Source organism: Caballeronia telluris (assembly GCF_001544495.1).
GTDB classification, from domain to species: Bacteria; Pseudomonadota; Gammaproteobacteria; order Burkholderiales; family Burkholderiaceae; genus Caballeronia; species Caballeronia telluris.
Genome location: NZ_FCNZ02000011.1, coordinates 170823 through 197121 on the forward strand (window position 1 = coordinate 170823; position 26299 = coordinate 197121).

The following is a 26299-nucleotide window of genomic DNA, read 5'->3' on the forward strand; positions in this document are numbered from 1 at the left end:
TCAGAGAATCGGTCTGGATCTAGCTGGCTTGAGCAAACGCCCAGCAGTCGTTGGCAGGAAACTCGACCCAGTGATTGCCCGGGTCGCGCGGCGTGTGACCGAATGCGCGAAAGCGCAGGTCGCCGCAATGGAACAGGTATTCCCAGCGGTCGCCGAGATACATCGAGGTCACGAGGTTCGCCTGCACGCGGTTCGCGCCGGGGCCGTCCGCGACCTGCACGCGCTCCAGGCGGATCACGGCCTGCGCGTCCTGTCCCGGCTGCAAGGCTTCGCGTGCGCGTGCTTCGAGCTGGAACCCGTCGCCCGCGAGCATCACGCGTTCGCCGTCGATCGACTTCACTTTCGCGTCGATGCGGTTGTTGCTGCCCATGAATTCTGCGGTGTAGAGCGAACGCGGTGAGCCGTAAAGCTCCGCTGGCGTGCCTTCCTGTTCGATGCGGCCATTGCGTAACAGCAGGATTCGGTCCGACATCGCCATCGCTTCGGTCTGGTCGTGCGTGACGCACAGCGCCGACAATCCCAGCGACACGATCAGTTCACGCAGCCACGCACGCGCTTCCTCGCGCAGCTTGGCATCGAGGTTCGAGAGCGGCTCGTCGAGCAGAATGACGGGCGGGTTGTAGACGAGCGCGCGCGCAATCGCCACGCGCTGCTGCTGCCCGCCCGACAGTTGATACGGGAAGCGCGCGGCAAGATGGCCGAGGCCGAGTTGATCGAGCGCGCTCTGCACGCGGCGCTTCTGCTCCGCGCCCGACACCTTGCGCAGCTTGAGTCCATAGCCGACATTGTCCGCGACCGTCTTGTGCGGCCACAGCGCATACGACTGGAACACGAGCCCGAGCGAGCGCTGCTCGACGGGACAATCGATGTGCTTCGCGCCGTCGAAGAAGACCTGCTTATCGAGGCTGATGCGGCCCTCCGACGGCTGTTCGAGACCCGCCACCGCGCGCAACAGCGTGGTCTTGCCGCTGCCCGACGCGCCGAGCAGGCACACCACCTCGCCTGCCTTCAGTTCGAACGACACGCCCTTCAGAATCGGATTGGTGCCGTAGCTCAGGAACAGATTGTCGACGATGAGCTTATCCATGAAGTTTCACTCCGAAGCGCAATGCCACGGCAAGACCGGCGCCGACCATCGCGATGTTGATGACTGAAAGGGCCGCGACCTGATCGACTGCGCCCGTCGCCCACAGCGAGACGAGCAGCGCGCCGATCACTTCGGTGCCGGGAGACAGCAGGTAGACCGCCGTCGAATATTCACGCTCGAAGATCATGAAGATCAGAAGCCACGCGGCAAGCAGGCCGAAGCGCACGAGCGGCAGCGTCACATCGAGGCTCACGCGGGCGCGCGTGCCGCCGACGCTGCGTCCCGCTTCTTCCAGCTCGGGCCCGACCTGAAGCAAGGCGCTTTGAATCAGGCGCATGCCGTAGGCGAGCCACACGACCGTGTACGCGATCCAGATGCTCCACATCGAGTTCTTCAGTTCCTTGATGCCCGGCACGAAGAGGAAGATCCAGAGGAACGCGAGACCGGCGAGCAAGCCGGGCACGGCGCGCGGCAGCAGCACGAGATAGTCGAGGAGCTTCGTGCCCCAGTCGTTGCGGCGATGTCCTGCGAACGCCACGAGCGAATAGAAGCCGACTGCGAGCGCCCCGCCGATCACGCCGATGCCGAGCGTGTTGAGGATCGCGCGCACGAGGTTGTCCTGCTCGAAGAGATCGACGAAGTTGGCGACCGTGAGCACTTCGCGCAACGCGACGCCCTCGCCCCAGTTCGTCACGAACGCACGCAGCACGATGCCCGAGAGCGGCACGAACACGGTAAGAAAGAGCCACAGCGTGACGATCGCGAGTGCGACCCAGCGCCATGTTCCGAGCGGCAGCACGGTCTGGCGCCCCGCCTTGCCCTTGACCGTCACGAACTTGCTCGCGCTCTTGAGCAGGCGCCGTTGCAGCAGCACGAGCGGGAACGTGATCGCGATGATGCACACCGCGACCGCCGCCATCAGGTGATACGAAGGCACGCCGAGTTTGTTGGTGAGCTTGTACAGGTAAGTCGCGAGCACGAGGTGCCCTTCGGGATCGCCAAGCACGAGCGGCAGGCCGAACACTTCGAAGCCGAGGAAGAATACGAGCACGCCTGCGAAGAGCAGCGCGGGCATCGTCATCGGCAGGCTGACGTCGAGCGCGACGCGAAACGGCCGTGCGCCCGCGACGCGCGCCGCTTCCTCGACATCCGAGCCGAGATTGCGCAACGCCGCCGACGAATACAGGTACACGTGCGGCACATGCGTCAAGCCGACGATGATCGTGATCGCGAAAATCGAATAGATGGACCAGGGCGCATTTTCAGCGCCGAACAGTTCCTTGAACCAGACCGAATAGAAGCCGACCGGACCGGCCGCGACGACATAGCCGAACGCGAGCACCATCGGCGAGACGAACACCGGCGTGAGCAGAAGCGGTTCGAGCCAGCGGCGGCCCGGCAAATCGGTGCGCACCATCAGGAACGCGAGAATGCCGCCGAGCGGGATCGAGATGAACAGCATGCCGCCCGCGATGATGAACGAGTTCTTCACCGCCGACCAGAAGTCGGGATCTTCGAAAATGAACTTGAAGCCCGCGATGCCGAGCGTCTTGTTGACATCGAAGAACGGCGCGTTCAAGAGGCTCTGGAACACGATGAACGAAAGCGGCAGCAGCACCGCGACCGTCAGCACCGCGATCACGATCCAGCGGGACGTCGCGGCGAGGCCGCGTAAGCCACCCTCGGGCAGCTTCGGCACCTTGCCCTCGCCGTTGGTCGACAGGACCGCGCCCGGGTCGTTTGTGCTGGATGTAAGCATGAGTGTCCCCCTGCGCCTTGCAAGCGCATCGAAGAGAATACGGGAGTGGCCCGCGCTCGCGCGCGGGCTCGGAAAGACTTTAGCGCTTGATCGCCTGCTGCCACTTCTTCAGGAATTCAAGCCGCTTGCTCTGGTCGAGATAGACGAGCAGACCCGTGCCGATCGGGATCGGCTTGAGCGAATCGCCGAGTTGCTTCGTGAGACCGGCCATGGACGTTTCGCCCTCGACGTCCGCGCGGATCGAGAACAGGTCGGCCTGATTGGCAAGCAGCGTCTGACCGCGCTTGGACAGCAGATAGTCGACCCACAGCTTCGCCGCGTTCGGGTTCTTCGCCTTCTTCGAGATCGTCACGAGGCGGCTCACCACCAGCGTGTAATCCTTCGGATAGACATAACCGATCGACGGGTCCTTCTTCGCTTTCGCGAACGCGTACGAGCCGAGGATGTTGTAGCCGATCAGGTTCTCGCCCGACGAAATGCGCTCCATCATCGCGCCCGTGCTCGACTGGAGCTTCGGGTTCAACGCGCCAATCACATCGACGAGCTGCCACGTCACCTGCGGGTTCACGCGTGCATCCTGCGTGAGGTAGTTGAAGCCGACGCCCGACTTCTCGATGTCGTAGGTCGTGACCTTGCCCTTGTACTTCGCGGCCTGCGTCTGCAAGAGCTTGATGAGGTCGGCACGCGTCTGCGGCACTTCGTTCGCGGGCACGAGGCGCTTGTTGTAGACGATCGCGAGCGGCTCGTAGGTCGTGCCATACGCCTGCTTCTGGTACTGCGCCCATTGCGGCAACTGGGCCGTCTCGGGCGAATCGTAGCTCGCCATCAGGCCGTCGTTGACGAGCTTGACCTGCAGGTCCATGGCCGAGCTCCACAACACGTCCGCGCTCGTGCTGCTCGCCGCGTTCTCGCTGATATAGCGGTTATAAAGCTCCGTGCTGTTCATGTCGTTGTATTCGACCTTCACGCCGTAGAGCGACTCGAAGTCCTTGATGAGCGGGCGCACGAGCGCCGTGTCGGTGACCGAATAGACGAGCACCTTGCCCTCTTTCTTCGCCGCATCGATGACCGACTGATACGATCCGGGGTAACCCGCAGGGACTTGCGCATGCGCCGCGTGAGCGACGAACAGGGCGACGGACAGCGCGGCCGCGCGCAACACGGGATTCAATTTTTTCATGTCTTCCTCCAGAATTCGCTTTGTAATGGTTATGTGTTCGAGTGGTCGCATGTTAAGTTGCGAGCGCTTTCTGACCGCTTTCATTCGTTGTGGGTTTTCGCTCATCCAAGCCGTTTTAGTCTCATGGATTTCCCTAGGTCACCGTCATGCGCGTTCTGTTAGTCGAAGACAATCCCATCCTCTCGAAGTCGTTGACGGACGCGCTGACGCAAGCCCGCTTCGCTGTCGATTGCATGCATGACGGCGAGGCCGCCGATCACGTGTTGCGCACGCAGGACTATGCGCTCGTGATCCTCGACCTCGGTCTGCCCCGGCTCGATGGCCTCGAAGTGCTGCGGCGTCTGCGTCAACGGCGCAACCCGGTGCCGGTGCTGATCCTGACCGCGCACGGCTCGGTCGAGGACCGCGTGAAGGGCCTCGACCTCGGCGCCGACGACTATCTCGCCAAGCCGTTCGAACTCACCGAACTGGAAGCGCGTGCCCGCGCGCTGATCCGCCGCAGCCACGGCCACGAGCACACGCGCGTGGAATGCGGGCCGCTCGCGTATGACAGCGTCGATCGCAGCTTCCGGCTCGATGGCGAGCCGCTCGCGCTGACGCCGCGCGAACGTGCCGTGCTCGAAGTGTTGATCCTGCGCAACGGCCGCGCGATCAACAAGGACACGCTCTCGGAGAAGATCTTCGGCATCGACGAATCCGTGAATCCCGATGCCATCGAAATCTATGTGTACCGGCTGCGCAAGAAGCTGGAGAAGAGCAGCGTCGCGATCGTGACGCTGCGCGGCCTCGGCTATCTGCTCGAAGTGAAGCGCGAGGATGCCTAAACCCAATTTGCGGCGGCAGGTGTCGCTGTGGCTCTTGCTGCCGCTCGTCGCGCTGCTCGCGCTCGATTCGTGGCTCACCTACCAGCGCGCGATGAACGCCGCGCACGTCGCGTTCGACCGCTCGCTCGCGTTCTCGCTGAAGTCGATCCGCGAAGGCACGCGCCTCAGTGACGGCCAGGTCGAAGTCGATCTGCCGTACCTCGCGCTGGAGATGTTCGAATCCGATGCCGGCGGCAAGATCTACTATCTGATTCGCGAGGACAGCGGGCGCGCCGTGACGGGCTATGCGGACCTGCCGCTGCCGCCCAAGCGCGCGATGCCCGAGCCGTATCAGACGCGCTTCTACGATGCGACCTACCGTGGCGAGCAACTGCGCATGGGCGCCTTGCGCTTGCCGGTCCACGACGTTCCGACCGCGCAGACGCGCGTCGTGTGGATCATGGTCGGCGAGACGATCGAGCCGAGGCAAGCCCTCGCGCGCGAGATCCTGATCGGCTCGCTCACGCAAGAAGCATTGCTGATCGTGCTTGCGCTCGGCATCGTTTGGCTCGGGGTCGGACGGGGCCTGCGTCCGCTCAACCGTTTGTCGGCGACCGTCGCGGCCCGCGCCGACGACGACCCCGCCCCGCTCGATCAGACCGGCCTGCCGAGCGAAGTCGAACCGCTCGTCGATTCGATCAATCAATACATCGGCCGCTTGCGACGCATGCAGGAATCGCGGCGACGGTTCTTCACCGACGCCGCGCATCAACTCAAGACGCCGCTCGCCGTGATCCAGGCCGAATCGGAACTGGCGCTGCGCGAGGCGCGCGAGGAGCGCGCAAGAACGCATCTGAAGCGTCTGAACGGCGCGGTGCGGCAGGCGGGCAAAGGCGTGCAGCAGTTGCTCTCGCTGGCGCGGCTCGATGCGGACAGCGGCCATCTGGTGAAGCTCGCGCCGCTTTCGCTCGACAAGGTCGCGCGTAGCGTGACGCTCGACTGGTCGCCGGTCGCGCGCGCCCGCAACATCGACCTCGGCTTCGAGCAGGAAGAGAAAGTCGACGTGACCGGTCAACGCGATCTGCTCGCCGAACTCTGCGGCAATCTCATCGACAACGCGATCCGCTATGCAGGCGATGGATCGGTCATCACGGTGCGCGTGACGCGTGCGGCCGAAGGGCCGTTGCTGCAAGTGATCGACAACGGTCCCGGCATCGCACCACAGGAACGCGATGCGGTCTTCGAACGCTTCTATCGCAGCTCGGCGACGCAAAACGTGGAAGGCAGCGGGCTCGGTCTCTCGATCGTGCGCGAGATCGCGCGGGTGCATCACGCGCGCATATCGCTCGACGAAGCGCCGGGCGGCGGACTGATTGTCAGCGTGCAGTTCGCGAAGGACTGAGCGTCTTCTCCATGCGGAAGTTCTTGAAGTCCGCGCCTCGAAGGTGGCCGACTCGCGAGATCCGATGGCCGATACGGTCCGACTTCGATCACGGCTTAGCGCGCAAGCGAAACGGTCGCAATCCCGAGCACGGTCATCACGACCGAAGCCGTCACATGAATCGCGATCTCGCCCGCCGCCCAGCCGAAGCGCCCTTGCTGAAGATGCGCGACCACTTCTGCCGAGAAGGTCGAGAACGTCGACAAGCCGCCCATCAGGCCGGTGATCACGAAGAGGCGCCATTCGATCGAGATGTCCGGAACGCGGGCAAACCATGCGACCGCAATGCCAATCACGTAGCCCGCGATCACGTTGGCGGCAAGCGTGCCAAGCGGCAGGTTGGGAAACAGCGCATTGAGGCGCAACCCGAGCACCCAGCGAAGCAGGGAGCCGAGCGCGCCGCCAAGGCCCACGGCGATGATCGACAGATACATGGACAAAAGCGAAAGTGATTTGGAGGGACTACGCGTCGCGTGCAAGGCGTTCGATGAAGCGCTCCTTGCTCGATCTTGGCATCACGTACCTCGCACCGTTAAGCCGATGCAGGGCCTCATGATAGACGAAGGCGCGCGTCTTCACCTCAACATGAACGACATCGCCGAGAGGCTGTTGAGCACGCGCACCGCATGTTCGACCGACGGCGTATCGAACGCGAGCGTCACGCCGTCGATGCGTTCGAGCGTCGGCCACTGACAGAAGAGATCGGCAAGCGCAGTGGTCTGCACGCGCAGTTCGCAGTGCACAGGCTTAGGGAGCTTGCGAAGCCACGCGTGCGGCGCTTGCTCGACGACTTCGGCTGCCGCGCGCCGGATCGACTCGCACGCGCTGGCGGGCGATTGCGTGACGCCGCTCGAATAGCCGTGCGCGGTCTTGACCGTCACGAAGCGCGCATCGGCAAACGCGGGCCGTGTCTCTTCGACGAATACGTCGTCGCCGGTCAGGAGCGCCACGCGCGCGCCGCGTTCCTCGGCGAGCGCGCCATAGAGCCCTGCCTCGCCGACTTCCTCGCCATCGAGCGACACGCGTGCGAACGCGAAGCTGTTGATCGTATGCGAGAGGATGCCGCGACTTTGCGCCCGCGCGTGATAGCCGATCATGAACACGAGTTCGGGTTCGTCTTCGAGTCCGGCCATCATGCCGAGCGTGCGCGGCTTGCCGAGCACGATGCCCGCGCGCGCGTCGATCAGATCGGGCAGCAGGTTGCGAAAGCCGCCATGCGAATCGTTGACCCATACCTGTGTCGCGCCGCCCGCAAAAGCCCCCTCGACAGCCGCGTTCGCTTCGAGCGTCATCCAGCGGCGCGCGCGTTCGTATTCCGCGTTGCCCGCGCGCGTCTGCTCGGGATGAAACACGCCCGCGACGCCCTCGATGTCCGCCGAAATCAGTACTTTCATGGTTGCATGTCTTTGAGCGAAAGGCGGCGGTTGCCGTCGCGGCCAGTCACCGGTTCAGCGCTGAAGAGCGCATCGACGATGGCCTGCTCGACGCTGTCCGCCGCGGCCTGAAAGAGCGGATCGAGCCGCGCGTCGGCAACAAGCGCGGGCACCGGGACGAAGTCCGCGAGATGCGGGACCGTCCAGGCCGTGGTGAATGCAAGCGCGATGTCGCCGCTGCCGTGGCCGTAGACCGAACCCGTGCGCGCGAGGCCGGCGGCGGCGCGCAGTGAAAGGCGGCGCAACTGGCGTGCGTCGAGCGGCGCGTCGGTGGCGACGATCATGATGATCGAGCCTTGCTCGGGTTCGTGTTGCTGCATGGCGCGTCCGACAGCGATGCCATCCAGCTTCAGCATCGGTATGCGGCCGAAGTTAGCGAGCACGAGCGCGCCGGTCATGCATTCACGGCCCGCGATACGCACCGCGCGCGATGCCGATCCGATACCGCCTTTCATGTCGAAGCACGACATCCCGCGACCTGCACCGACCGAACCGCGCTCGAAGCCTGCATCGCACCCATGCAGCGCGTCGCGGTAATGCGACTCCTGAACCGCCAGCGCCTGAATGTCGTTGAGATAACCGTCGTTGCATTCGAACACGAGCGGATTGACGGTCGGCCAGTCTCGTCCAATCGACGGATTGGCTTCGATGGCATCGCGAATCTGCGCGTTCGCCACCGTGCCGACACCGAACGTGTTGGTCAGCGCAATCGGCGTTTCGAGCACGCCAAGCTCATCGACTTGCACGAGCCCGATGCTCTTGCCGAAGCCGTTGATCACGCTCGCGGCGGCCGGCACCTTGCTGCGATAGAGGTCGCCGTCATGCGGCCGCACGACCGTGACGCCCGTCTGCACCGCGCCTTCGTCGAGCGTGCAATGCCCGACCGTCACGCCCGCCACGTCCGCGATCGTGCCAAGCGGCCCGGCGGTCAGCGAGCCGATGCGTGGCATGGCGATCATGGCCGGTCCAGCTTCGGATCGAGCGCATCGCGCAGGCCGTCGCCGAGCAGGTTGAACGCAAGCACCGTGAAGAAGATCGCGAGGCTCGGAAACACGGCGATATGCGGCGCCATCGCCATGTCGGCGCGCGCCTCGTTGAGCATCGCGCCCCACTCGGGTGTCGGCGGCTGTGCGCCGAGGCCGAGGAACGAGAGGCTCGCGGCGGTGATGATCGAGGTGCCGATACGCATTGTGAAGTACACGACCACCGACGAGATCGTGCCCGGCAGAATGTGCCGCACGATGATGGTCCAGTCCGACGCGCCGATGCTGCGCGCGGCTTCGATATACGTGAGATGTTTAAGCGAGAGCGTGTTGCCACGCACGAGCCGCGCGAACGCCGGAATGCTGAAGATCGCGACCGCGCAGATCACGTTGATCATGCCGTTGCCGAGAATCGCGACCACGCCGATGGCGAGCAGAATGCCGGGGAACGCGAACAGCACGTCGGCGACGCGCATCACGATGCGGTCCCACCATCCTTCGTAGTAGCCCGCGAGCAACCCGAAGAACGTGCCGATGATCGCGCCGATCACGACCGACAACAGCCCCGCCGATAACGAGATGCGGCTGCCCGCGAGAATGCGGCTGAAGATGTCGCGCCCGAGCGAATCGACGCCGAACCAGTGCGCCGCCGACGGTCCCGCGTTGAGCGCGTCGTAGTCGAAGAAATTTTCCGGATCGTACGGCACGATGTACGGCGCGATGATCGCGATCAGGATCAGGAGCAGCACGAACACGCCCGCGGCAAGCGCGACCGGCTGCTTTTTGAACTTGCGCCAGAACTCGCTCCACGGCGTGCGGATTTCGTGGCTCGCTATCGCGGCGGCCTTGGCTGTGTCGGCGGTCACGCTCATGCGGGCCTCACTTGAAGCGGATGGTCGGATTGATCACGGCGTACAGCACGTCCACGATCAGGTTGATCACGATGAACTCCAGCGAGAACAGCAATACCTCCGCCTGGATCACCGGATAGTCGCGCATCTCGACGGCATCGACGAGCAGGCGCCCGAGCCCCGGCCAGTTGAACACCTTCTCGACGACGATCGAGCCGCCGAGCAGAAAGCCGAATTGCAAGCCCATCATCGTGACGACGGGAATCATCGCGTTGCGCAGGCAATGCTTGATGATGACGACCGGTTCGTGCACGCCCTTCGCGCGCGCGGTGCGCACGAAGTCCTCGTTCATCACTTCGACGAACGACGCCCGCGTGAAGCGCGCCATCACCGCAGCGACGGCCGCGCCGAGCGTGATCGAAGGGAGGATATAGCTCTGCCACGAACCGTCGCCGACGATCGGCAGCCAGCCGAGCTTCACCGAAAATATTTCCATTAGCAGCATGCCGAGCGCGAACGCCGGAAACGAGATGCCCGACACCGCGAGCGTCATGCCGATGCGGTCCGGCCACTGGTTGCGCCACACCGCCGAGACGATGCCGATCGTCATGCCGAAGATCACCGCCCACACCATGCTCGCGATGGTAAGCCAGAGCGTCGGCATGAAGCGCTCGGCAATCTCGGTGCTCACGGGGCGCTTGCTGCGCGTCGAGGTGCCGAAGTCGAACCGCACGACCTTCTTGAAGAAGTTGACGAACTGCTGCGGCAGCGGCTTGTCGAGACCGAGATCCGCGCGCACGAGCGCGACCGTCGCTTCGTCGGCTTCGGCGCCGGCGGCAAGACGCGCCGGATCGCCCGGCAGCATGTGCACGAACAGGAACACCAGCACCGCGACGATTAAGAGCGTCGGCAGCAATCCGAGCAGGCGTTTGGCGAGAAAGGTCAGCATGAGTCGAGTCAGTTCGGCCGGGCATCATCGACGCATGACGCCCGGCCATCGGCGGTTACTTGATGGCGATTTCGTCGAAGCTGAACGAGCCGTCGGGCATCACGTACGCGCCCGAAAGCCGCTTGCTGCGCGCGTACACGACCTTCTCCGTGACGAGGAAGACCCACGGCGCATCGGCCCAGATGCGCTTTTGCGCATCGGCGTAGAGCGCGGACTTCTCGTTGCGGTCGGTGGTCGCGAGCGCCTTCGCCAAGTCCGAATCGACCGTTTCGTTCTTGTAGTACGCCGTGTTCGACAGCTTCGGCGGGAACGATGCGCTCGCGAGCAGCGGCGAGATGGCCCAGTCCGCTTCACCCGTCGACGACGACCAGCCGATGTAATACATGCGGATCGGCGCGGTGGCCGGGTCCGGCGCGCTCTCGACCTTCGCCACACGCTGGCCCGCTTCGAGCGCCTGCACCGAAGCCTTCACGCCGACCTGCGCGAGTTGCTGCTGCACGAACTGGATGATCTTCTGCGCGGTCGAGTGGTTATAGCCCGACCACAGTTCCGTTTCGAAGCCGTTCGGATAGCCCGCTTCCTTCAGAAGCTCGCGCGCCTTTGCCGGGTCGTATTTCCACGGCCCCGTCTTCACCGCGTAGTCGACTCCCTGCGGCACGACGCCTTCAGCCGGCATCGCATAGCCCGAGAACGCCACCTTCACGAGCGCTTCCTTGTTGATCGCGTAGTTCATCGCCTCGCGCACCTTCGGGTTGTCGAAGGGCTTCTGCAGCATGTTCATGCTGATATAGCGCTGGATGATGGACGGCGCCGCGATCAGGTCGACCTTCGGGCTCGACTTGAGCGCCGCCGCCTGCTCGAACGGCACCTGGAACGCGAAGTCCGCTTCGCCCGTCTGCATGAGCGCCGCGCGCGTGTTGTTGTCGACCACCGGCTTCCAGTCGATCATGTCGATCTTCGGATAGCCCTTCTTCCAGTAGCCCGCGAACTTCTTCACCTTCAGGTCGTCGGTCTGCTTCCATTCGACGAATTCGAACGGGCCCGTGCCGACCGGATGCATCGCGATGTCCTTGCCGTACTTCTTCAGCGCCTCGGGCGAGATCATCACCGCCGAAGGATGCGCAAGCACGTTGATGAACGCCGAGAACGGAATCTTCAGCGTGATTTTCACCGTCTGCGGATCGATCACTTCGGTCTTCTCGATCTTGTTGAAGAGGTTGTAGCGCTTGAGCTTGTTCGCCGGATCGGTCACTCGGTCGAAGACGGCCTTCACCGCATCGGCGTTGAAGTCGGTGCCGTCATGGAACTTCACGCCGGTGCGCAGCTTGATCGTGTAGACCTTCGCGTCGGGGCTCGCTTCATAGCTCGTGGCAAGCACGTTGACGATCTTCATGTCCTTGTCGAAGCCGAACAGACCCTGATAGAAGGACTTCGCCACCGCTTGCGACAGCGTGTCGTTCGCGTCGTAGGGATCGAGCGTCGTGAAGGTCGACGCGACCGCCATCACCGCCATGGTTTCGGCGTGAGCGGGCATCGCGGTGAGCGTCGTGAGGACGCAGGCGCTCGCGCTCGCGGCGATCAGCGCACGCAAGCGCAACAGCTTGAACTTCGGACCTGACTTCGAGAGCGACATCGTTGAACTCCTTGGCTTGACGTTATGATTCGCTGGAGGTGCACTGCAAGCTGGTTATCAATAGGCCCCGCCGACATGATGCTCGGCAACGTAATGATCCGGCGCGACCGCGACCAGCTTCGCGACGATGGGTTCGTCGCCGAGCTTGCGGATGGGACTCGGAATCTCGTCGGCGGCGAGCATGCGTTTCGCGTGGCGCCGCGCGGGATCGGCGACGGGCACCGCGCTCATCAGCTTTCGCGTATACGGATGGCGCGGTGCTTCGAACACGGCCTGACGCGGACCGATCTCGACGATCTGTCCGAGATACATCACCGCGACGCGATGGCTGACGCGCTCGACCACCGCCATGTCGTGCGAGATGAAGAGATACGCGACGCCCAGTTCGCGCTGCAAATCGAGCATCAGGTTGACGATCTGCGCCTGCACGGAGACATCGAGCGCGGACACGGATTCATCCGCGATCACGACCTTCGGGTTCAACGCGAGCGCGCGTGCAATCGCGATGCGCTGACGCTGGCCGCCCGAAAATTCATGCGGATAGCGCTGCGCCGCTTCCGCCGGCAAGCCGACCTTGTCGAGCAGCCAATCGACGCGCGCCTCGGCTTCCTTGCCCTTCGCCACGTTATGAACGAGGAGCGGCTCCATGATCGAGAAGCCGACCGTCAAGCGCGGATTGAGCGACGCGAACGGGTCCTGGAAGATGAACTGGATATTGCGGCGCAATGCCTGCAACGCCGGGCCGGCGAGCGTGCTGATGTCGCGTCCGTCGAATTCGATCGAACCGCTCTGGCTTTCCACCAGCTTGAGAAGCGAGCGGCCTGTCGTCGACTTCCCGCAGCCCGATTCGCCGACGAGCGCCAGCGTTTCGCCCGGACGCAGGTCGAAGCTCACGCGTTCGACCGCATGCACCGCGCCCGTCACGCGGCCAAAGAGACCGCTCTTCACCGGAAAGCGCGTGACGAGATCGCGCACGCGCAGGATCGGCGCGGCAGCGGCATCGACGGCCGGCTGATGCTGCGCTGCCACCGCTGCGGAAGGACGCAGCGCGCTCGCATCGTCGGGCGCGACATCGGGCGCTTCCACTTCGACGACCGGAAACTTCGCGGGACGATCGGTGCCGTGCATCGCACCCAGCTTCGGCACGGCCGCGAGCAGCGCCTTCGTGTACGGATGCTTCGGCGCGGCGAACAGCGTGTCCGACGCGCCCTCCTCGACCTTCTCGCCGCGATACATCACGAGCACGCGGTCCGCGACTTCAGCGACCACGCCCATGTCGTGCGTGATAAAGATCACGCCCATGTTCATCTCGTCCTGCAGGCCGCGGATCAGTTGCAGGATCTGCGCCTGAATCGTGACGTCGAGCGCGGTGGTCGGTTCGTCGGCGATCAAAAGCGCGGGCTTGCACGAGAGCGCCATCGCGATCATCACGCGCTGGCGCATGCCGCCCGACAACTGATGCGGATAGCGCGCGAACACGCGCTTCGATTCCGGAATGCGCACGAGATCGAGCAGGCGCAGCGCTTCGGTGCGCGCCTCGCTGCGGCTCTTGTGCTGATGCAGCGCGATCGCTTCGGCGATCTGGTCGCCGACCGTGAACACCGGGTTCAGCGAGGTCATCGGCTCCTGGAAAATCATCGCGATGTCGGCGCCGCGAATCGAGCGCACCGTCGCATTCGAGACGCTCGCGAGGTCGAGCACCTGATCGTTGCGCCGCCTGAACGCGATGCTGCCCGAGGCGATCCTGCCGCCGCCGTGTTCGACGAGACGCATCAGCGCGAGCGACGTCACCGACTTGCCCGAGCCCGATTCGCCGACGATCGCGAGCGTCTCGCCACGGTCCACGGTGAACGACAGATGCTTCACCGCTTCGACGAGCTTCGCGCCCGCGCGAAATGTCACCGACAGGTCGTTCACTTCGATCACGCGCGACGGCGGCAGCGTCTGGATGGCAGGCATCGTGTGTTCCTTCAGCGATAGATCGCGGTCACGGGCGTGTCGCCCACGCGCGCGAAGCCGCGGTACATGCCTTCCGTATTGAACGGAAGCGTCACGTTGCCCTTCGCATCGACGGCGATCAGGCCGCCGCGTCCCTCGATGCGCGGCAGCCGTTCCATCACGACTTCGGCCGCCGCCTGTTCGAGCGTCGCGCCGCGATACTCCATGCGCGCCGAGACGTCGTAGGCCGCCAGCATGCGCATGAACATCTCGCCCGTGCCCGTGGTCGAGACGGCGCAGGTCGCATCGTTCGCGTAGCAGCCCGCGCCGATCAGCGGGGCATCGCCGACGCGTCCCGGCTGCTTGTTGGTGATGCCGCCCGTCGAGGTCGCCGCCGCCACGTGGCCGTGCGCATCCCGTGCGACCGCGCCGACCGTGCCGAACTTCTTGTCGGGATCGATGGGCTCGTTCGGGCCTTCATCGCGGGCGTCCATCGAAGCCGCGTCGTGGTCTAGCATCGTGCCCTGCACGCCGCGCGCATTGAGCCATTGCCGGTGCCGCGCCTCGGTATGAAAGTACGCGGGATCGACGAATTCGAGCCCCTGCGCCGCCGCGAACGCTTCCGCGCCCTCGCCCGTGAAGAGCACGTGTTCGCTCTTGTCGAGCACCCGGCGCGCGGCGAGCACGGGGTTCTTCACGCGCGTCACGCAGCACACGGCGCCGGCTTCGAGCGTCGCGCCGTCCATCACGGAGGCGTCGAGTTCGTGCGTGCCCGCCGCCGTGAACACGGCGCCGTGGCCCGCGTTGAAGAGCGGGCAGTCTTCGAGCAGGCGCACCGCTTCGGTGACCGCGTCGAGCGCGCTGCCGCCATCGGCGAGAATGCGCTGCCCCGCTTCGAGGATGCCTTCCAGCGCGGCGTGATACGCCGACTCGGCTTCGATGCTCAGCGCCGAGCGCAGGATCGTGCCCGCGCCGCCGTGAATCGCGATGACGGCTTGTGTAGTCATGTCTTGGTGTCTTCGGTTTTAGGTGACGCCGGGATGTGCATCGCCGGCTTCACGAGCCACGGCAGCACGAATTCGGTCAGGCCCGAAGCCGCTTCGACGGAGCGCTTCGCCCGCTGCGCGACCGCGTCGCACAGCGCTTCGATGACGGCCAGCACCGCCGTGTCGCAATTCGCGGCGAGGCGCCGCTCGGTGCGGATCGTCAGCACGAGGTCCGCGACCTGCGCGAGCGGCGACGCCGCGCCGTCCGTCAGCGCGACCACGCGCACGCCGTGGCCGGCGGCGAGGCGCGCGAGTTCGATCGTATCGTCGACGTAGCGCGGGAAGGCAATCGCAATCAACAAATCGCCCGGCGACGCGTTGAAGAGCCGCCGCGCCGCGTGCGACGGCCCGCCCATCAACGCAAGCGACTGCACGTTCGCGCAATACGGCGTCAGTCCGTGTTCCATCAGCCCGGCGAGAAACGCGCTCGCGCCGTAGCCCAGTACGAAGACGCGCCGCGCCTCCAGAATCGCGTCGACCAGGGCCTCGGCGATGCCGCCGTCGATCGCCGCACGCGTCATCTGCAAGTTGGACGCCACCTGTTCGAGCGACGCGTCGAACACCTGCGAGCCGCTCGCGGGCGACTCCAGCGCGGTGCGCAGCCGCTCGACCGGCGCGATGGTCGCCTCGAAGCCGCGCACGAGCGCCTCGCGAAACGCCGGGTAGCCGTCGAAGCCGAGCGCGCGCGCGAAGCGGTTCGCCGTCGCGACCGACGCGCCCACGGCGCTCGCCAGTTCGTCGATGCGCATCGTCGCCGAGCGGAACAGGTTCGCCAGCACGAACGCGCCCATGCGCCGGTGAATCGGCGTGAGCGTGGGCATGGCGGAGGCGATGCGCACGGAGATCAACTCGTCGCCCGAGGGCGACGTGACGGTGGACGACGGACGGGCCATACGCGCAAGAGCGCCCTTGGGGAAATGTAATGAAACTATGTTTACCCAAAACCGCCGTCAAAAAAAATTCATTTTCATCAACTGCGGGTTTCCGATGAGACGCTCTGCAGCAGCAATGCGTGTCCTTCGATACTCCCGCGCGCCGGACCCCACAGAATCGGGCAATAATCCGCGATTTTTGGGTATTCACCCAGACGACGTGCCTGCTTACGATGTCACCATCGCCGGCCCTTCCCGCGAGAGCGCAAGCAAGAACCAACACCGCGCACGGGGCCCGCTCCCTCATCGTCAAAGGAAAACACCGTGCTCGATCGCATCCATGCAATGCGTGTCTTCACGCGCGTCGTCGATACGAACAGCTTTTCGCGTGCAGCCGAATCGCTCGCCATGCCGCGCGCGACCGTCTCCACCACCATTCAGCAACTGGAGGCGTTGGTCGGCGTGCAACTGCTCGCCCGCACGACGCGCCGCCTGAATCTCACCGTCGACGGCGCCGCGTACTACGAGCGCTGCGCTCAGATCCTCGCCGATATCGACGACCTCGAATCCGGCTTCCACGCGGGCGAAGACCGCCTGCGCGGCCGCCTGCGCGTCGAGATGCCCGACACGGTCGCGACTTCCATCGTCGTGCCCGCGCTGCCGGACTTTCACGCGCGCTATCCGCATATCGACCTGTCGATCGGCATCGGCAATCGCGCGGTCGATCTGGTCGGCGAAGGGGTGGATTGCAGCGTGCAACTCGGCGAGCTGCCCGATTCCGGCCTGATCGCGCGCCGGCTCGGCACGTTCGAGCACGTGACGTGCGCGAGCCCGGCCTATCTGGAGCGCCACGGCACACCTGAAACGCTCGACGATCTCGCGCGCCATGTCGCCGTGAATTGTGTGTCGGAGAAGACCGGGCGGCCGTGCGATTTCGACTTCGAAGTCGACGGAAAAGCGCTGACGGTCAAGATGCCGGGATTCGTCCAGGTGGCGGACGAACACGCGTATCTCGCGTGCGGGATTGAAGGGCTCGGGCTGATCCAGCCGGCGCGGATCGCGGCGCTCCCGTACCTGCGCTCGGGGCAGTTGCGCGAAGTGCTGCCGGCGTGGCGGTCGATGCCGATGAATGTGTCGGTGGCGTTTCTCAAGAGCCGGCAGGCGACGCCGCGCGTTTCCGTCTTCGTCGGCTGGCTCGCGGAACTGTTCGAGCGTTCGCAGCAGGTCGACGACGCGATGAGCCGGATCTTTCGCGCGGCGGGTCGCGGTCGTGCGCCGCGCAAGGAACACGCGCAGCCGGCAACCGCCGACGAAGGCTGATCAGCGCACCGGCGTCGCCGCCGAATTTCCCACGACCGTATTCCACTTGCGCACCTGCCAGTGCGTGACGAGCCCGTTGATCACATACGGATCGTTACGCGCGAATTCCTCGGCGGCCTGCGGCGAATCGATGTGAAAGAGCAGCATCGCGCGGTCGACGGGTTCGTCGAGCGCGCCCGCCAGCACGATTTCGCCGCGCTCGACGGCGGCCCACGCGAGCGTCAGGTGCTCGTCGCGAAACTGCACGCGGCGCTCCATGTAGTCGGAGCAGAGATCGTAGATGAGGACGTAGTGCATGGCGCGTCTCCTTGGAACAAGAGCCGATTATCGTGGCGCTCGCCGCTTTTCAGCAAGGCGGCCAGCGCGCTCCCGCGTTCAGCCCGGCTTCTGGAATTCGTTCGCGGCCCAGGCCTCGGCGCTCGCCTTCGTGAGCTTGAATCCCGCCGACACACGCGCCTGCGCGAGCTGCGCGCCGAACGCATCGAACGCCTTCAGGTCGGCGTAGGGATCGTCCTCGTCCGGGACGATGTCGAGCGTAACGGTCACGTCGTCACCTTGCACGCTCACCGTGACATTCTTGTGCAGCATCGCGTGACGCTGCTGTTCGTGCCGGCGCCGCACCTCCGACGCCGTCTTCACCAGCGTGCGGAACGCCCCCGCATCGAGCGGCTTCGGGTTCTTCTTGTCGCGGCCCATCGTCCACGGGCCGACGAGCGCGGGTTCCGCCTCGCCGTCGCGGATCATCTCGACGGCCCAGCCGTCGTCGTCCTCGTTCTTGATGACGCGCGCGGTCCAGCCGTCGTCGCGCCACAGGCGGTCTTCGTGGATGGCGTCGTCGGTCTGGTCGAGTTCGGAATCGGTCATGGCGGTGATCGTTGTTGCATTCGGGACGCGATTTTAACCCGCCGGCCCGCCAAGCCACGCCATCGTGTCCGCGCCCGGCCATTCGGCAGAGGGACCGGGCACGAACCGTGCCTCTGCCGTCATACCCAAATCCGGGTTGCCGTGCTAATTTGCACATACCGGCCGATGCCCGGCCGCAGCCAAACTCTCTCAGGGAGCAAACGCATGCTTGCATTCATCGGGACTTTGATCGTCGGATTGATCGTGGGGCTGATCGCGCGCGCGATCAAACCGGGCAACGACAGCATGGGCTGGATCTTGACCATCGTGCTCGGCATCGCGGGATCGCTGATCGCGGGCTACGTCGGCCGCGCGATGGGCTGGTATCAGCCGGGGCAGCCGGCGGGCTGGATCGCCTCGGTGATCGGCGCGATCGTGCTGCTCGTGCTGTGGGGCCTGTTCACGAAACGACGCGCCTGATCGTTCGCGAAACCGGCACGCGATAAAACACCTCGCTCGATTTTCCGGGCGAGGTTCTTTTTTGGCTCGTGCGGTCCGCCGGTTCAGCCGCTCACGTCGATTCCATGCCGCACCACGCGCTTGGGCAGATCGCCGCCGAGCCAGTACGCCAGTTCCGCCGGCCGGCCGATCTGCCACGCGACGAAATCCGCCGTCTTACCCGCTTCGAGCGATCCATGCGTCTCATGCAAGCCGAGCGCCCTCGCCGCGTGGATCGTCACGCCCGCGAGCGTTTCCTCGGGCGTCATCCGAAAGAACGTGCAGCCCATGTTCAGCATCAATCGCACGGAAAGCGCGGGCGACGTGCCCGGGTTCAGGTCGCTCGCAAGTGCGATCGGCACGCCGTGGCGGCGCAACGCGTCGATGGGCGGCAACTGCGTCTCGCGCAGCATGTAGAACGCGCCCGGCAGCAGCACCGCGACCGTGCCCGAGCGCGCCATCGCGACCGCGTCGTCCTCGGTCATGAATTCGAGATGATCCGCCGATAGCGCCTCGTAGCGCGCCGCGAGACTCGAACCGTGCAGCGACGACAACTGTTCCGCGTGCAGTTTCACCGGCAGCCCAAGTTCGCGCGCGGTCCGGAACACGCGCTCCACTTGCTCGGGTGAAAACGCGAGGTGCTCGCAAAAGGCATCGACGGCATCGACGAGACCTTCTTCTGCCAGCGCCGGCAGCATCTGCGCGCAGACGGCGTCGATGTAGTCGTCCGGACGGTTCGCGTATTCCGGCGGCAGCGCGTGCGCGGCGAGACAGGTCGTGCGCACGGTCAGCGGCAGTTCCGCGCCGAGGCGGCGCGCCACTCGAAGCATCTTGCGCTCGTTCGCGAGATCGAGGCCGTAGCCCGATTTCACTTCGACCGTCGTCACGCCTTCGCGCAGGAAACCGCTCGCGCGGCGCTTCGCGCTCGCGAAAAGCGCGTCCTCGCTCGCCTCGCGCGTCGCGCGCACCGTGCTCGCGATGCCGCCGCCCTCCGCCGCGATCTGCGCATAGCTCACGCCTTGCAGACGCTTTTCGAATTCGCCGCTGCGATCGCCGCCGAAGACGAGATGCGTATGGCAATCGACGAAACCGGGCGTGACCCACGCGCCTTCCAGATCGACGATCTCGCAGGCGTCATGCGCGGGCAGCGACGCGCGCGGCCCGATCCACTCGATGCGCGCGCCGTCGGTGACGATCGCCGCGTCCTCGATGGCCGAGTACGCGCCGCCTTTCATCGTCGCCGCGTGACAGTATTGCCAGAGTCGTTTCATCGCTTACTTCTTCGGCATGGCGCCTTCGATCATCGGCAAATCAAGGCCCTTTTCGCGCGCGCATTCGATGGCGTCCTCGTAGCCCGCATCGGCGTGGCGCATGACGCCCGTCGCCGGGTCGTTGTGCAGGACGCGGGCAATGCGCGCGGCGGCTTCGTCGGTGCCGTCGCAGACGATCACGACGCCCGCGTGCTGCGAAAAGCCCATGCCGACGCCGCCGCCATGATGGATCGATACCCACGTCGCGCCGCTCGCGGTGTTCAGGAGCGCGTTGAGGAGCGGCCAGTCGGAGACGGCGTCCGAGCCGTCCTGCATCGACTCGGTTTCGCGGTTCGGACTCGCGACCGAGCCAGAATCCAGGTGATCGCGGCCGATCACGACCGGCGCCGACAGCTCGCCCGAGCGCACCATCTCGTTGAACGCGAGGCCGAGCTTCGCGCGCTGCCCGAGGCCGACCCAGCAAATCCGCGCGGGCAGTCCCTGGAAGCTGATGCGCTCGCGCGCCATGTCGAGCCAGCGGTGCAGATGTTCGTCGTCGGGAATCAGTTCCTTGACCTTCGCGTCGGTCTTGTAGATGTCTTGCGGATCGCCGGAAAGCGCGGCCCACCGGAACGGCCCGACGCCGCGGCAGAAAAGCGGCCGGATATACGCCGGCACGAAGCCCGGGAAATCGAACGCGTTCGCGACGCCCTCGTCCTTCGCCATCTGGCGGATGTTGTTGCCGTAGTCGAAGGTCGGGACGCCCTGCTGCTGGAACGCGAGCATCGCGCGGACGTGCTCCGCCATCGACTGCTTCGCGGCCTTCACCGTGCCCGCCGCGTCGCTCTGCGCGCGGTCGCGGTACTGCGCCCAGGTCCAGCCCTTCGGCAGATAACCGTTCAGCGGATCGTGCGCGCTCGTCTGGTCGGTGACCATGTCCGGGCGCACGCCGCGCCGCACGAGTTCCGGCAGCACGTCGGCGGCGTTGGCGCACAGCGCGATCGAAATCGCGCGGCCCTCGGACGTGTAGCGCGCGATGCGGGCGAGCGCGTCGTCGAGATCGGTCGCCTGCTCGTCGACGTAGCGCGTCTTCAGGCGGAAGTCGATGCGGCTCTGCTGGCATTCGATGTTGAGCGAACAGGCGCCCGCGAGCGTCGCCGCGAGCGGCTGCGCGCCGCCCATGCCGCCGAGGCCCGCGGTCAGCACCCAGCGGCCCTTCAGGTCGCCGCCGTAGTGCTGGCGCCCGGCTTCGACGAACGTCTCGTAGGTACCCTGCACGATCCCCTGGCTGCCGATGTAGATCCAGCTTCCGGCCGTCATCTGGCCGTACATCGCGAGGCCCTTCGCATCGAGTTCGTTGAAGTGCTCCCAGGTGGCCCAGTGCGGCACGAGGTTCGAATTCGCGATCAGCACGCGCGGCGCGTTCTCGTGCGTCTTGAACACGCCGACCGGCTTGCCCGACTGCACGAGCAGCGTTTCGTCGGCTTCGAGGCGCTTGAGCGTCTCGACGATCTTGTCGAAGCACGCCCAGTCGCGCGCCGCCCGGCCGATCCCGCCGTAGACGACCAGTTCCTTCGGATTCTCGGCCACTTCGGGATCGAGATTGTTCATCAGCATGCGCAGCGGCGCTTCGGTCAGCCAGCTTTTGGCGTTGAGCGTCGTGCCGCGCGGCGCGCGGATCTCGACATCGCGAAAACGGAAAGACGGCCGGGAAGATTGGTCCACGAGAACTCCTGCGCTTTGAGGGTGGGACGATCCGCCTGCAATCAGACAGATCCGATAAGGCAGATGGTCTTGTATATACAACTTCGGTTGTATTAGGGGTTTCCCTCGGTCTTTCGCGCCGGGCTTATGCGAGCAAGCACCACAGCTTGTATAGACAGCAAAAACAGCGCGCGGGCGATGCGAGCGAACGCCGCATCGAATTATTTTCCGGAATTTTCTCCGGTTATGGTGGGCGCAATTCCATTCGATCCAGCCCGCGCCATGAGCACACTCGAAGCCCTCCACGCGATCGTCAACGACGAAGCCGCGCCGCAAATCATCCGCGATCATGTCGTCGATTCGCTGCAGTTCGCGCTGCGCAACTACCCGGGCTATTTCACGACGAAGGAAGTGCAGTGGCTCGCCGAGTGGAACGACACGCGCATTCCGATTGCGGCCACGAAGCTGCTGGCCGAGTTGAAGACGGCCTGAGCGGCCGCCGAAAGCAAAGCTCAGTGGCGCGACGCGACCCGCGCGCGCCACTCGTAGCCGTAGGACATCGCCTGTTCAGGTTCCGACAGGCATTCGATGAAGTTCACGACTTCCGCGTCCCGCACGAAGCTCGCCGCCGAGGACGCCGCGAGGATCGCCGCGCTTTCCTGCGGCTTCGCGATCAGATAACCCTGCACGTAGTCCACGCCGATTTCCTGCAACGCGCGCAGCGTATCGGCGTCCTCGACCCATTCCGCGACGCTGCGCATGCCGAGATTGCGCGCGAGCGCCACGATCGCCTCGACGATCGCGATGTCGGCCGGATGCGCGCACATCGTGCGGACGAACTCGCCGTCGATCTTGAGCGCGTCGGCGGATAACGCCTTCAGGTATTTGAACGACGTGTAGCCCGCGCCGAAGTCGTCGAGCGCGATCTTGCCGCCCATGTCGTGGACGCGCGAAATGAAGCGCTGCGTGTTCTCCAGATCGTGCAGCGCGACGCTCTCCGTGATTTCGAGGCACAGGTAATGGACGATCGACCGGTGCTGCGCGAAGAGCGCGAAGATGTCTTCCATGAACTGCTCGTCGTTGAGCGACCCGCCCGACAGATTCACGCAGATGAACTGCGTGTTCGGCAGCATGTGATGATGCTTTTCGATCCACGTGAGCAGCGTCGTCATGACCCAGCGGTCGATGGCCGCGATATTGCCCGACTCCTCCGCCGCGACGATCACCTTGCCCGCGGGCAGCGTCGTGCCATCGGGGGCGCGCATGCGCAGGAGCACCTCGAAGTTGAGCGACTCCGTCGGCGCCGAGAGCGACATGATCGGCTGCATCACGAGGAAAAGGCCCGCCGGCAGCCGGTTGCGTCCGAGCGTCTCGACAAGCCGCAGTTCTTCCGCGCGCTCCTCGAACGCGGCCGCGCCCTTGCGATACGTGACGAGGCGCGTGTGCGCGACCTTCTTCGCCTCACGGCAGGCGCGGTCCGCGTTCGACACCGCGTCCTGCACGCGCACGCCGCGCGAACACTCGACGAGCCCGATCGACGCCTTCACCTGAAACGCGCGATTGCCGACCTGATACGGCGCGTCGGAAAGCACGGAAATCAGTTCGTGACATTGCGCGATGGCGTCGTCGATGGCGGTGTCGCTCATCACGCAGACGAACTCGTCGCCGCCGATGCGACCGAGCGGATATTCGCGCTCGAAATGCGCGCGCATGCGGGAAGCGACCTGCTTAAGCACTTCGTCGCCGGCGCGGTGGCCGAACAGGTCGTTCACGAGCTTGAAGCGGTCGAGGTCGACATAGGCGAGCGCCCAGGGCAGCGCTTCGTCGCTGTCCACCGCGATCGCTTTTTCCACGCCGCGGCGGTTCAGCGACCCCGTCAGCGGATCGTGCTCCGCCAGAAAGCGCAGGCGCTCGATGGCTTTCGAGCGCTCGGTGACGTCCTGCAACGACCCTTCGACCCAGCCGTTCGATTCGATCGCCTTCAGCAGATAGCGCCGCTCGCCCGTGCCGCGCGCGGCGGCGCCGCCCATTTCCAGTTCGCCGTCGCTGCCCTTCGACGCCAGCGCCTGCAGCGCGCCCCAGGCGCCCGCTTCGAAATAATCGTTCCAGTGACGCGCCTTGTATTCGGCCTTGTGCAGATCGAGCATCGCGCGCAACGCCGGGTTTGCGCGCACGAAGTGACCGTCGGAATCGAGCGTGAAGAGGCCGATTGGCGTGACTTCGTAGGTGTTGCGCAGTTCGGTCTGCGCCTGCCGGCGGTGCTCGCGCTCGGCGCGCATCTGCTCGGCGATCGCGAAGGCCGCCATCATGCTCGACGACAGCGCGGCCGTCACCGTGTTGACGCCGCCGAACAGCAGCTTCAGCCCGAAGGCCGCGCCGAGCACTTCGGAAAACGTGGCGAAGAGCACGATTGCGAGCGATGCGACGTACCACATCACCGTGCGCGAGCGGGCGAGCCAGACGAGCCGCGCGAGCAGGAAGATCAGCACGCTCATCCCGAAGCCGCCCAGCACCCACAGCGCCGGAATGAAGCGCGAATACGGCAGCACGACCGACGACGCGAGCAGCACGAGTCCGACGTACTGTCCGGCGCGCAGGAGCCATCGGTAGCCGATCGCGCGCAATTCGCGCCGGAACAGCTGGCTGAAGAGCGCGCCCGTCAGCAGGTAGTACGCGGCGAACGTGACTTGCCGCAGCACCGGAATCCAGTCGGGCGGAATCACGCGGTCGAGCCATTGCGTGTCCCAGCCCATCGCGTTCGCGCACAGCCGCAGATTGCCGACGAGCCACACCGCGAAAATCACATAGGTCCACTCGCGATTGATGATCGCCGTGACGAAGACGAACACGGCGAGCGTGAGCAGCCCGCCGCCGATCAGCCCCGCGCTTTCCTGGAAGTCGAGCGAGGAATTGCGCAGGCCCGGCGCATCCCACGCCTGCACGCTCAACTGCGCGGGGCCCGAGAACGTGCCGCTGCACACGATCGGCACCGGTTGCGCCAGATGACCGAGATAGACGGAGAAGCCGGCCTTGACGGCGCGCATCTCGCCCGTGACCGATTCGCGGTCGGCAGTGCCGAGCGGCTGCATCGTCGAGGCGATCCAGCATGCGAGGCTTTGCGCATGCCGCGACGGAAATTCGATGAGCGTCGGGTGGATCGACGCCGACGCCGGCACGGTGAACGTGAACCAGACGGGCGTTTCGGAGAGTTGCGTGCTGTAGCGCGCCGTCGTGGGCGCGTCGCGCAGACGGCCGAGCGCGGCGGCGGGCGTGACCGCGGCATCGCGCTCGTCGAAGACGTGCAGCGGCAGCGTCACGGCGCCAGCGGATTGAAACTGATGCGGCAACAGCAAAAGCGTGGCGATCGTGCCGGCCGCAATCAAAAAGGGAACGATATAGACGGAAAAAACATAAAGCGCGCGGTCAAGCCACGACCCCGCGTGCCGGTATTTCGAAAGGGAAAATAACGTAACCGACGCCATGCTGGAAAATCCCCGTGGTGCACGACACGTGCCGCGCGGACGACGGCGGGGCCAAAAATGCCTGCCCGCCATCGCCAAAATCTGTTACCCGGGCCGTCGGGCAACCCGGTTATTGTTGATTACCGGCCATATGCAACTTGCTGCGAGGCCTCCGGGCATCGTACCGTTTCCCGCTCGAAAGATAAATCGGACGTCCGCAAATCGATATCCGGATGGTTCGTCTGGAACACGAACTGGAATAACGGATGTCCCACTTCTTCCCAGCGCTGCCGGGCGACGCCGACTTCCCCCGCCAGCACACGATGCGGCAAACCGCCGACATGCGCCATCGGAACGAATTGTTTATCGCCAAAAACGTCTTCAAAAAGCATCGCTTCATATTCCCTGTCGATGGGCGAACGCGCCGTAATTACCATCCAGTCGATGTTCTGTTGCTCGCAATATAAAAACAAAGCCTTGAAAAGCATCATCTTCACCACGCGGCCCACCGAGCCGCCCGCGACGCCGAGGCGGGTCGCTTCCGCGAGCCGGCCGTTCAATCGCTCCGGCAACTGCACGGAATGCTGCACGCCGAGCGGCTCGAATTCGTTGGTCTGAATCCGCATTGTGCCGAGCGGCGCACCGTCGAGCTTCGATTGCGCGAGCAGAATGGCCGTGCCCGGCGCGCGATCGCAGTCCTCGACGGACATCGTCTGGGCAAACTCGGGCAGGTGCCGGCCATACGCGGAGCGCCGGATATTCACCGCTTTCTGCAGGTCGCGCTCGTTCGAGACGATACGGATAGTAAACGGCATCCGTTCGGGTTTCTGGAGAGCGCGGAGCGCAAAAAGCTCGGGACGAGCGGCGTTTTGTTCACGGCTGATTTCGGCGGCTTCATTAGCAAGGCTGAGACGTTCCATTTGTAACCCCATTTTGTTGGCATTAGGAAGGTGCCGGCCCGAGTCAGGAGAAAAGGTGGCGCCCAAGCGCGGCGGAAAGAGCGTCTCATGACTCGTTATTTCGGCGTGAGCGGTGGCAAATGTTTCTGGACAAAATCCGGGGTAAACACATGGAGAATTCGCTCTAGTTGCCGATAGCGGCACCTCGTCCCCGATATTGAGCAATGGCGAAAATTTCCGGCGGTAATCGGAGCGGGAGCAGGCTCGACGACAACTGCGAATTTCACGAATTACCGGCTCGCAACGGGTAAAAAGGTTATCGGCGCACGAAATGGAAATTAAAATTCGA

Annotated in this window: 23 protein-coding genes; 5 read left to right on the top strand and 18 right to left on the bottom strand. The window is 64.8% G+C overall.

The features are described from left to right. Nucleotides 1-19: 19 nt before the first annotated feature. The 3 genes from AWB66_RS16340 to AWB66_RS16350 form a co-directional block, all read right to left on the bottom strand. Nucleotides 20-1087, bottom strand: coding sequence for an ABC transporter ATP-binding protein (locus AWB66_RS16340; RefSeq protein ID WP_087631229.1), 1068 nt, complete (start codon nt 1085-1087; stop codon nt 20-22). Next, nucleotides 1080-2846, bottom strand: a complete 1767-nt coding sequence (locus AWB66_RS16345) for an ABC transporter permease (protein WP_087631228.1) — start codon at nt 2844-2846, stop codon at nt 1080-1082. The genes AWB66_RS16340 and AWB66_RS16345 overlap by 8 nt, the downstream gene beginning before the upstream one ends. Before the next feature lie 79 nt (nt 2847-2925). Beyond that, nucleotides 2926-4026: an ABC transporter substrate-binding protein gene (locus AWB66_RS16350; RefSeq protein WP_087631227.1), complete on the bottom strand. Its 1101-nt coding sequence runs from the start codon at nt 4024-4026 to the stop codon at nt 2926-2928. 146 nt (nt 4027-4172) lie between these two features. Between AWB66_RS16350 and AWB66_RS16355 the strand changes: the two genes are divergently transcribed. Next, on the top strand, nt 4173-4850 hold the full coding sequence (locus tag AWB66_RS16355) for a response regulator (protein WP_087631226.1): 678 nt from the start codon (nt 4173-4175) through the stop codon (nt 4848-4850). Continuing rightward, complete coding sequence (locus AWB66_RS16360; RefSeq protein WP_087631225.1) at nt 4843-6231, top strand: sensor histidine kinase; 1389 nt, start codon at nt 4843-4845, stop codon at nt 6229-6231. The genes AWB66_RS16355 and AWB66_RS16360 overlap by 8 nt, the downstream gene beginning before the upstream one ends. 95 nt (nt 6232-6326) lie before the next feature. Here the strand turns inward: AWB66_RS16360 and crcB are convergent, their stop codons facing one another. The 9 genes from crcB to AWB66_RS16405 form a co-directional block, all read right to left on the bottom strand. Further along, nucleotides 6327-6704: a fluoride efflux transporter CrcB gene (gene crcB, locus AWB66_RS16365; RefSeq protein ID WP_087631224.1), complete on the bottom strand. Its 378-nt coding sequence runs from the start codon at nt 6702-6704 to the stop codon at nt 6327-6329. A 141-nt stretch (nt 6705-6845) separates the two neighbouring features. Then, nucleotides 6846-7664 (bottom strand): M55 family metallopeptidase, encoded by an 819-nt coding sequence (locus tag AWB66_RS16370; protein WP_087631223.1) that lies wholly within the window; start codon nt 7662-7664, stop codon nt 6846-6848. After that, nucleotides 7661-8653, bottom strand: a complete 993-nt coding sequence (locus AWB66_RS16375) for a DmpA family aminopeptidase (protein WP_087631277.1) — start codon at nt 8651-8653, stop codon at nt 7661-7663. The genes AWB66_RS16370 and AWB66_RS16375 overlap by 4 nt, the downstream gene beginning before the upstream one ends. A gap of 5 nt (nt 8654-8658) precedes the next feature. Beyond that, nucleotides 8659-9558, bottom strand: a complete 900-nt coding sequence (gene gsiD, locus AWB66_RS16380; RefSeq protein WP_087631222.1) for a glutathione ABC transporter permease GsiD — start codon at nt 9556-9558, stop codon at nt 8659-8661. Between the two features lie 7 nt (nt 9559-9565). Continuing rightward, complete coding sequence (gene gsiC, locus AWB66_RS16385; protein WP_087631221.1) at nt 9566-10486, bottom strand: glutathione ABC transporter permease GsiC; 921 nt, start codon at nt 10484-10486, stop codon at nt 9566-9568. 55 nt (nt 10487-10541) lie between these two features. Further along, nucleotides 10542-12119, bottom strand: coding sequence for a glutathione ABC transporter substrate-binding protein GsiB (gsiB, locus tag AWB66_RS16390; protein ID WP_087631220.1), 1578 nt, complete (start codon nt 12117-12119; stop codon nt 10542-10544). A gap of 57 nt (nt 12120-12176) precedes the next feature. Next, entirely contained in the window at nt 12177-14078 is a 1902-nt protein-coding gene (locus AWB66_RS16395; RefSeq protein ID WP_087631219.1) for a dipeptide ABC transporter ATP-binding protein, read from the bottom strand. Nucleotides 14079-14089: 11 nt separating this feature from the next. Next, a complete protein-coding gene (locus tag AWB66_RS16400; RefSeq protein ID WP_087631218.1) occupies nt 14090-15064 on the bottom strand; it encodes an isoaspartyl peptidase/L-asparaginase family protein in 975 nt (324 codons plus the stop codon). Beyond that, nucleotides 15061-15996, bottom strand: coding sequence for a MurR/RpiR family transcriptional regulator (locus tag AWB66_RS16405; protein WP_087631217.1), 936 nt, complete (start codon nt 15994-15996; stop codon nt 15061-15063). Before AWB66_RS16405 ends, AWB66_RS16400 begins: the two co-directional genes overlap by 4 nt. A 303-nt stretch (nt 15997-16299) precedes the next feature. Here AWB66_RS16405 and AWB66_RS16410 point away from each other — a divergent pair, with 303 nt between their 5' ends. Further along, nucleotides 16300-17295 (top strand): LysR family transcriptional regulator, encoded by a 996-nt coding sequence (locus AWB66_RS16410; RefSeq protein ID WP_087631216.1) that lies wholly within the window; start codon nt 16300-16302, stop codon nt 17293-17295. Here AWB66_RS16410 and AWB66_RS16415 read toward each other — a convergent pair whose 3' ends face one another. Beyond that, a complete protein-coding gene (locus AWB66_RS16415) occupies nt 17296-17592 on the bottom strand; it encodes a YciI-like protein (protein WP_087631215.1) in 297 nt (98 codons plus the stop codon). Between the two features lie 78 nt (nt 17593-17670). Continuing rightward, nucleotides 17671-18159, bottom strand: a complete 489-nt coding sequence (locus AWB66_RS16420) for a hypothetical protein (RefSeq protein WP_087631214.1) — start codon at nt 18157-18159, stop codon at nt 17671-17673. A 204-nt stretch (nt 18160-18363) separates the two neighbouring features. On the opposite strand from AWB66_RS16420, the gene AWB66_RS16425 reads away from it, so the two are divergent. Further along, nucleotides 18364-18618 carry a GlsB/YeaQ/YmgE family stress response membrane protein gene (locus tag AWB66_RS16425; RefSeq protein ID WP_087631213.1) on the top strand — a complete coding sequence of 85 codons (255 nt, stop codon included), beginning with the start codon at nt 18364-18366 and terminating at the stop codon, nt 18616-18618. An 83-nt stretch (nt 18619-18701) separates the two neighbouring features. On the opposite strand, the gene hutI is transcribed toward AWB66_RS16425, so the two are convergent. Both hutI and hutU read right to left on the bottom strand, forming a co-directional pair. Next, nucleotides 18702-19907 carry an imidazolonepropionase gene (gene hutI, locus AWB66_RS16430; RefSeq protein WP_087631212.1) on the bottom strand — a complete coding sequence of 402 codons (1206 nt, stop codon included), beginning with the start codon at nt 19905-19907 and terminating at the stop codon, nt 18702-18704. Between the two features lie 3 nt (nt 19908-19910). After that, entirely contained in the window at nt 19911-21611 is a 1701-nt protein-coding gene (gene hutU / locus AWB66_RS16435; RefSeq protein WP_087631211.1) for a urocanate hydratase, read from the bottom strand. Nucleotides 21612-21872: 261 nt separating this feature from the next. On the opposite strand from hutU, the gene AWB66_RS16440 reads away from it, so the two are divergent. After that, nucleotides 21873-22082 (top strand): hypothetical protein, encoded by a 210-nt coding sequence (locus AWB66_RS16440; protein WP_087631276.1) that lies wholly within the window; start codon nt 21873-21875, stop codon nt 22080-22082. A gap of 20 nt (nt 22083-22102) precedes the next feature. Here AWB66_RS16440 and AWB66_RS16445 read toward each other — a convergent pair whose 3' ends face one another. Then, the gene (locus AWB66_RS16445) at nt 22103-25072 is read right to left on the bottom strand and encodes a putative bifunctional diguanylate cyclase/phosphodiesterase (protein ID WP_087631210.1); all 2970 of its coding nucleotides are present in this window, start codon (nt 25070-25072) and stop codon (nt 22103-22105) included. A gap of 119 nt (nt 25073-25191) precedes the next feature. Further along, the gene (locus AWB66_RS16450) at nt 25192-25971 is read right to left on the bottom strand and encodes an N-acyl amino acid synthase FeeM domain-containing protein (RefSeq protein ID WP_087631209.1); all 780 of its coding nucleotides are present in this window, start codon (nt 25969-25971) and stop codon (nt 25192-25194) included. Nucleotides 25972-26299 lie beyond the last annotated feature (328 nt).

Coding starts and splice junctions, on each gene's coding strand:
- AWB66_RS16340 (WP_087631229.1), bottom strand. CDS start 1,087: ATGGATAAGCTCATCGTCGACAATCTGTTCCTGAGCTACGGCACCAAT.
- AWB66_RS16345 (WP_087631228.1), bottom strand. CDS start 2,846: ATGCTTACATCCAGCACAAACGACCCGGGCGCGGTCCTGTCGACCAAC.
- AWB66_RS16350 (WP_087631227.1), bottom strand. CDS start 4,026: ATGAAAAAATTGAATCCCGTGTTGCGCGCGGCCGCGCTGTCCGTCGCC.
- AWB66_RS16355 (WP_087631226.1), top strand. CDS start 4,173: ATGCGCGTTCTGTTAGTCGAAGACAATCCCATCCTCTCGAAGTCGTTG.
- AWB66_RS16360 (WP_087631225.1), top strand. CDS start 4,843: ATGCCTAAACCCAATTTGCGGCGGCAGGTGTCGCTGTGGCTCTTGCTG.
- crcB (WP_087631224.1), bottom strand. CDS start 6,704: ATGTATCTGTCGATCATCGCCGTGGGCCTTGGCGGCGCGCTCGGCTCC.
- AWB66_RS16370 (WP_087631223.1), bottom strand. CDS start 7,664: ATGAAAGTACTGATTTCGGCGGACATCGAGGGCGTCGCGGGCGTGTTT.
- AWB66_RS16375 (WP_087631277.1), bottom strand. CDS start 8,653: ATGCCACGCATCGGCTCGCTGACCGCCGGGCCGCTTGGCACGATCGCG.
- gsiD (WP_087631222.1), bottom strand. CDS start 9,558: ATGAGCGTGACCGCCGACACAGCCAAGGCCGCCGCGATAGCGAGCCAC.
- gsiC (WP_087631221.1), bottom strand. CDS start 10,486: ATGCTGACCTTTCTCGCCAAACGCCTGCTCGGATTGCTGCCGACGCTC.
- gsiB (WP_087631220.1), bottom strand. CDS start 12,119: ATGTCGCTCTCGAAGTCAGGTCCGAAGTTCAAGCTGTTGCGCTTGCGT.
- AWB66_RS16395 (WP_087631219.1), bottom strand. CDS start 14,078: ATGCCTGCCATCCAGACGCTGCCGCCGTCGCGCGTGATCGAAGTGAAC.
- AWB66_RS16400 (WP_087631218.1), bottom strand. CDS start 15,064: ATGACTACACAAGCCGTCATCGCGATTCACGGCGGCGCGGGCACGATC.
- AWB66_RS16405 (WP_087631217.1), bottom strand. CDS start 15,996: ATGGCCCGTCCGTCGTCCACCGTCACGTCGCCCTCGGGCGACGAGTTG.
- AWB66_RS16415 (WP_087631215.1), bottom strand. CDS start 17,592: ATGCACTACGTCCTCATCTACGATCTCTGCTCCGACTACATGGAGCGC.
- AWB66_RS16420 (WP_087631214.1), bottom strand. CDS start 18,159: ATGACCGATTCCGAACTCGACCAGACCGACGACGCCATCCACGAAGAC.
- AWB66_RS16425 (WP_087631213.1), top strand. CDS start 18,364: ATGCTTGCATTCATCGGGACTTTGATCGTCGGATTGATCGTGGGGCTG.
- hutI (WP_087631212.1), bottom strand. CDS start 19,907: ATGAAACGACTCTGGCAATACTGTCACGCGGCGACGATGAAAGGCGGC.
- AWB66_RS16440 (WP_087631276.1), top strand. CDS start 21,873: ATGAGCACACTCGAAGCCCTCCACGCGATCGTCAACGACGAAGCCGCG.
- AWB66_RS16445 (WP_087631210.1), bottom strand. CDS start 25,072: ATGGCGTCGGTTACGTTATTTTCCCTTTCGAAATACCGGCACGCGGGG.
- AWB66_RS16450 (WP_087631209.1), bottom strand. CDS start 25,971: ATGGAACGTCTCAGCCTTGCTAATGAAGCCGCCGAAATCAGCCGTGAA.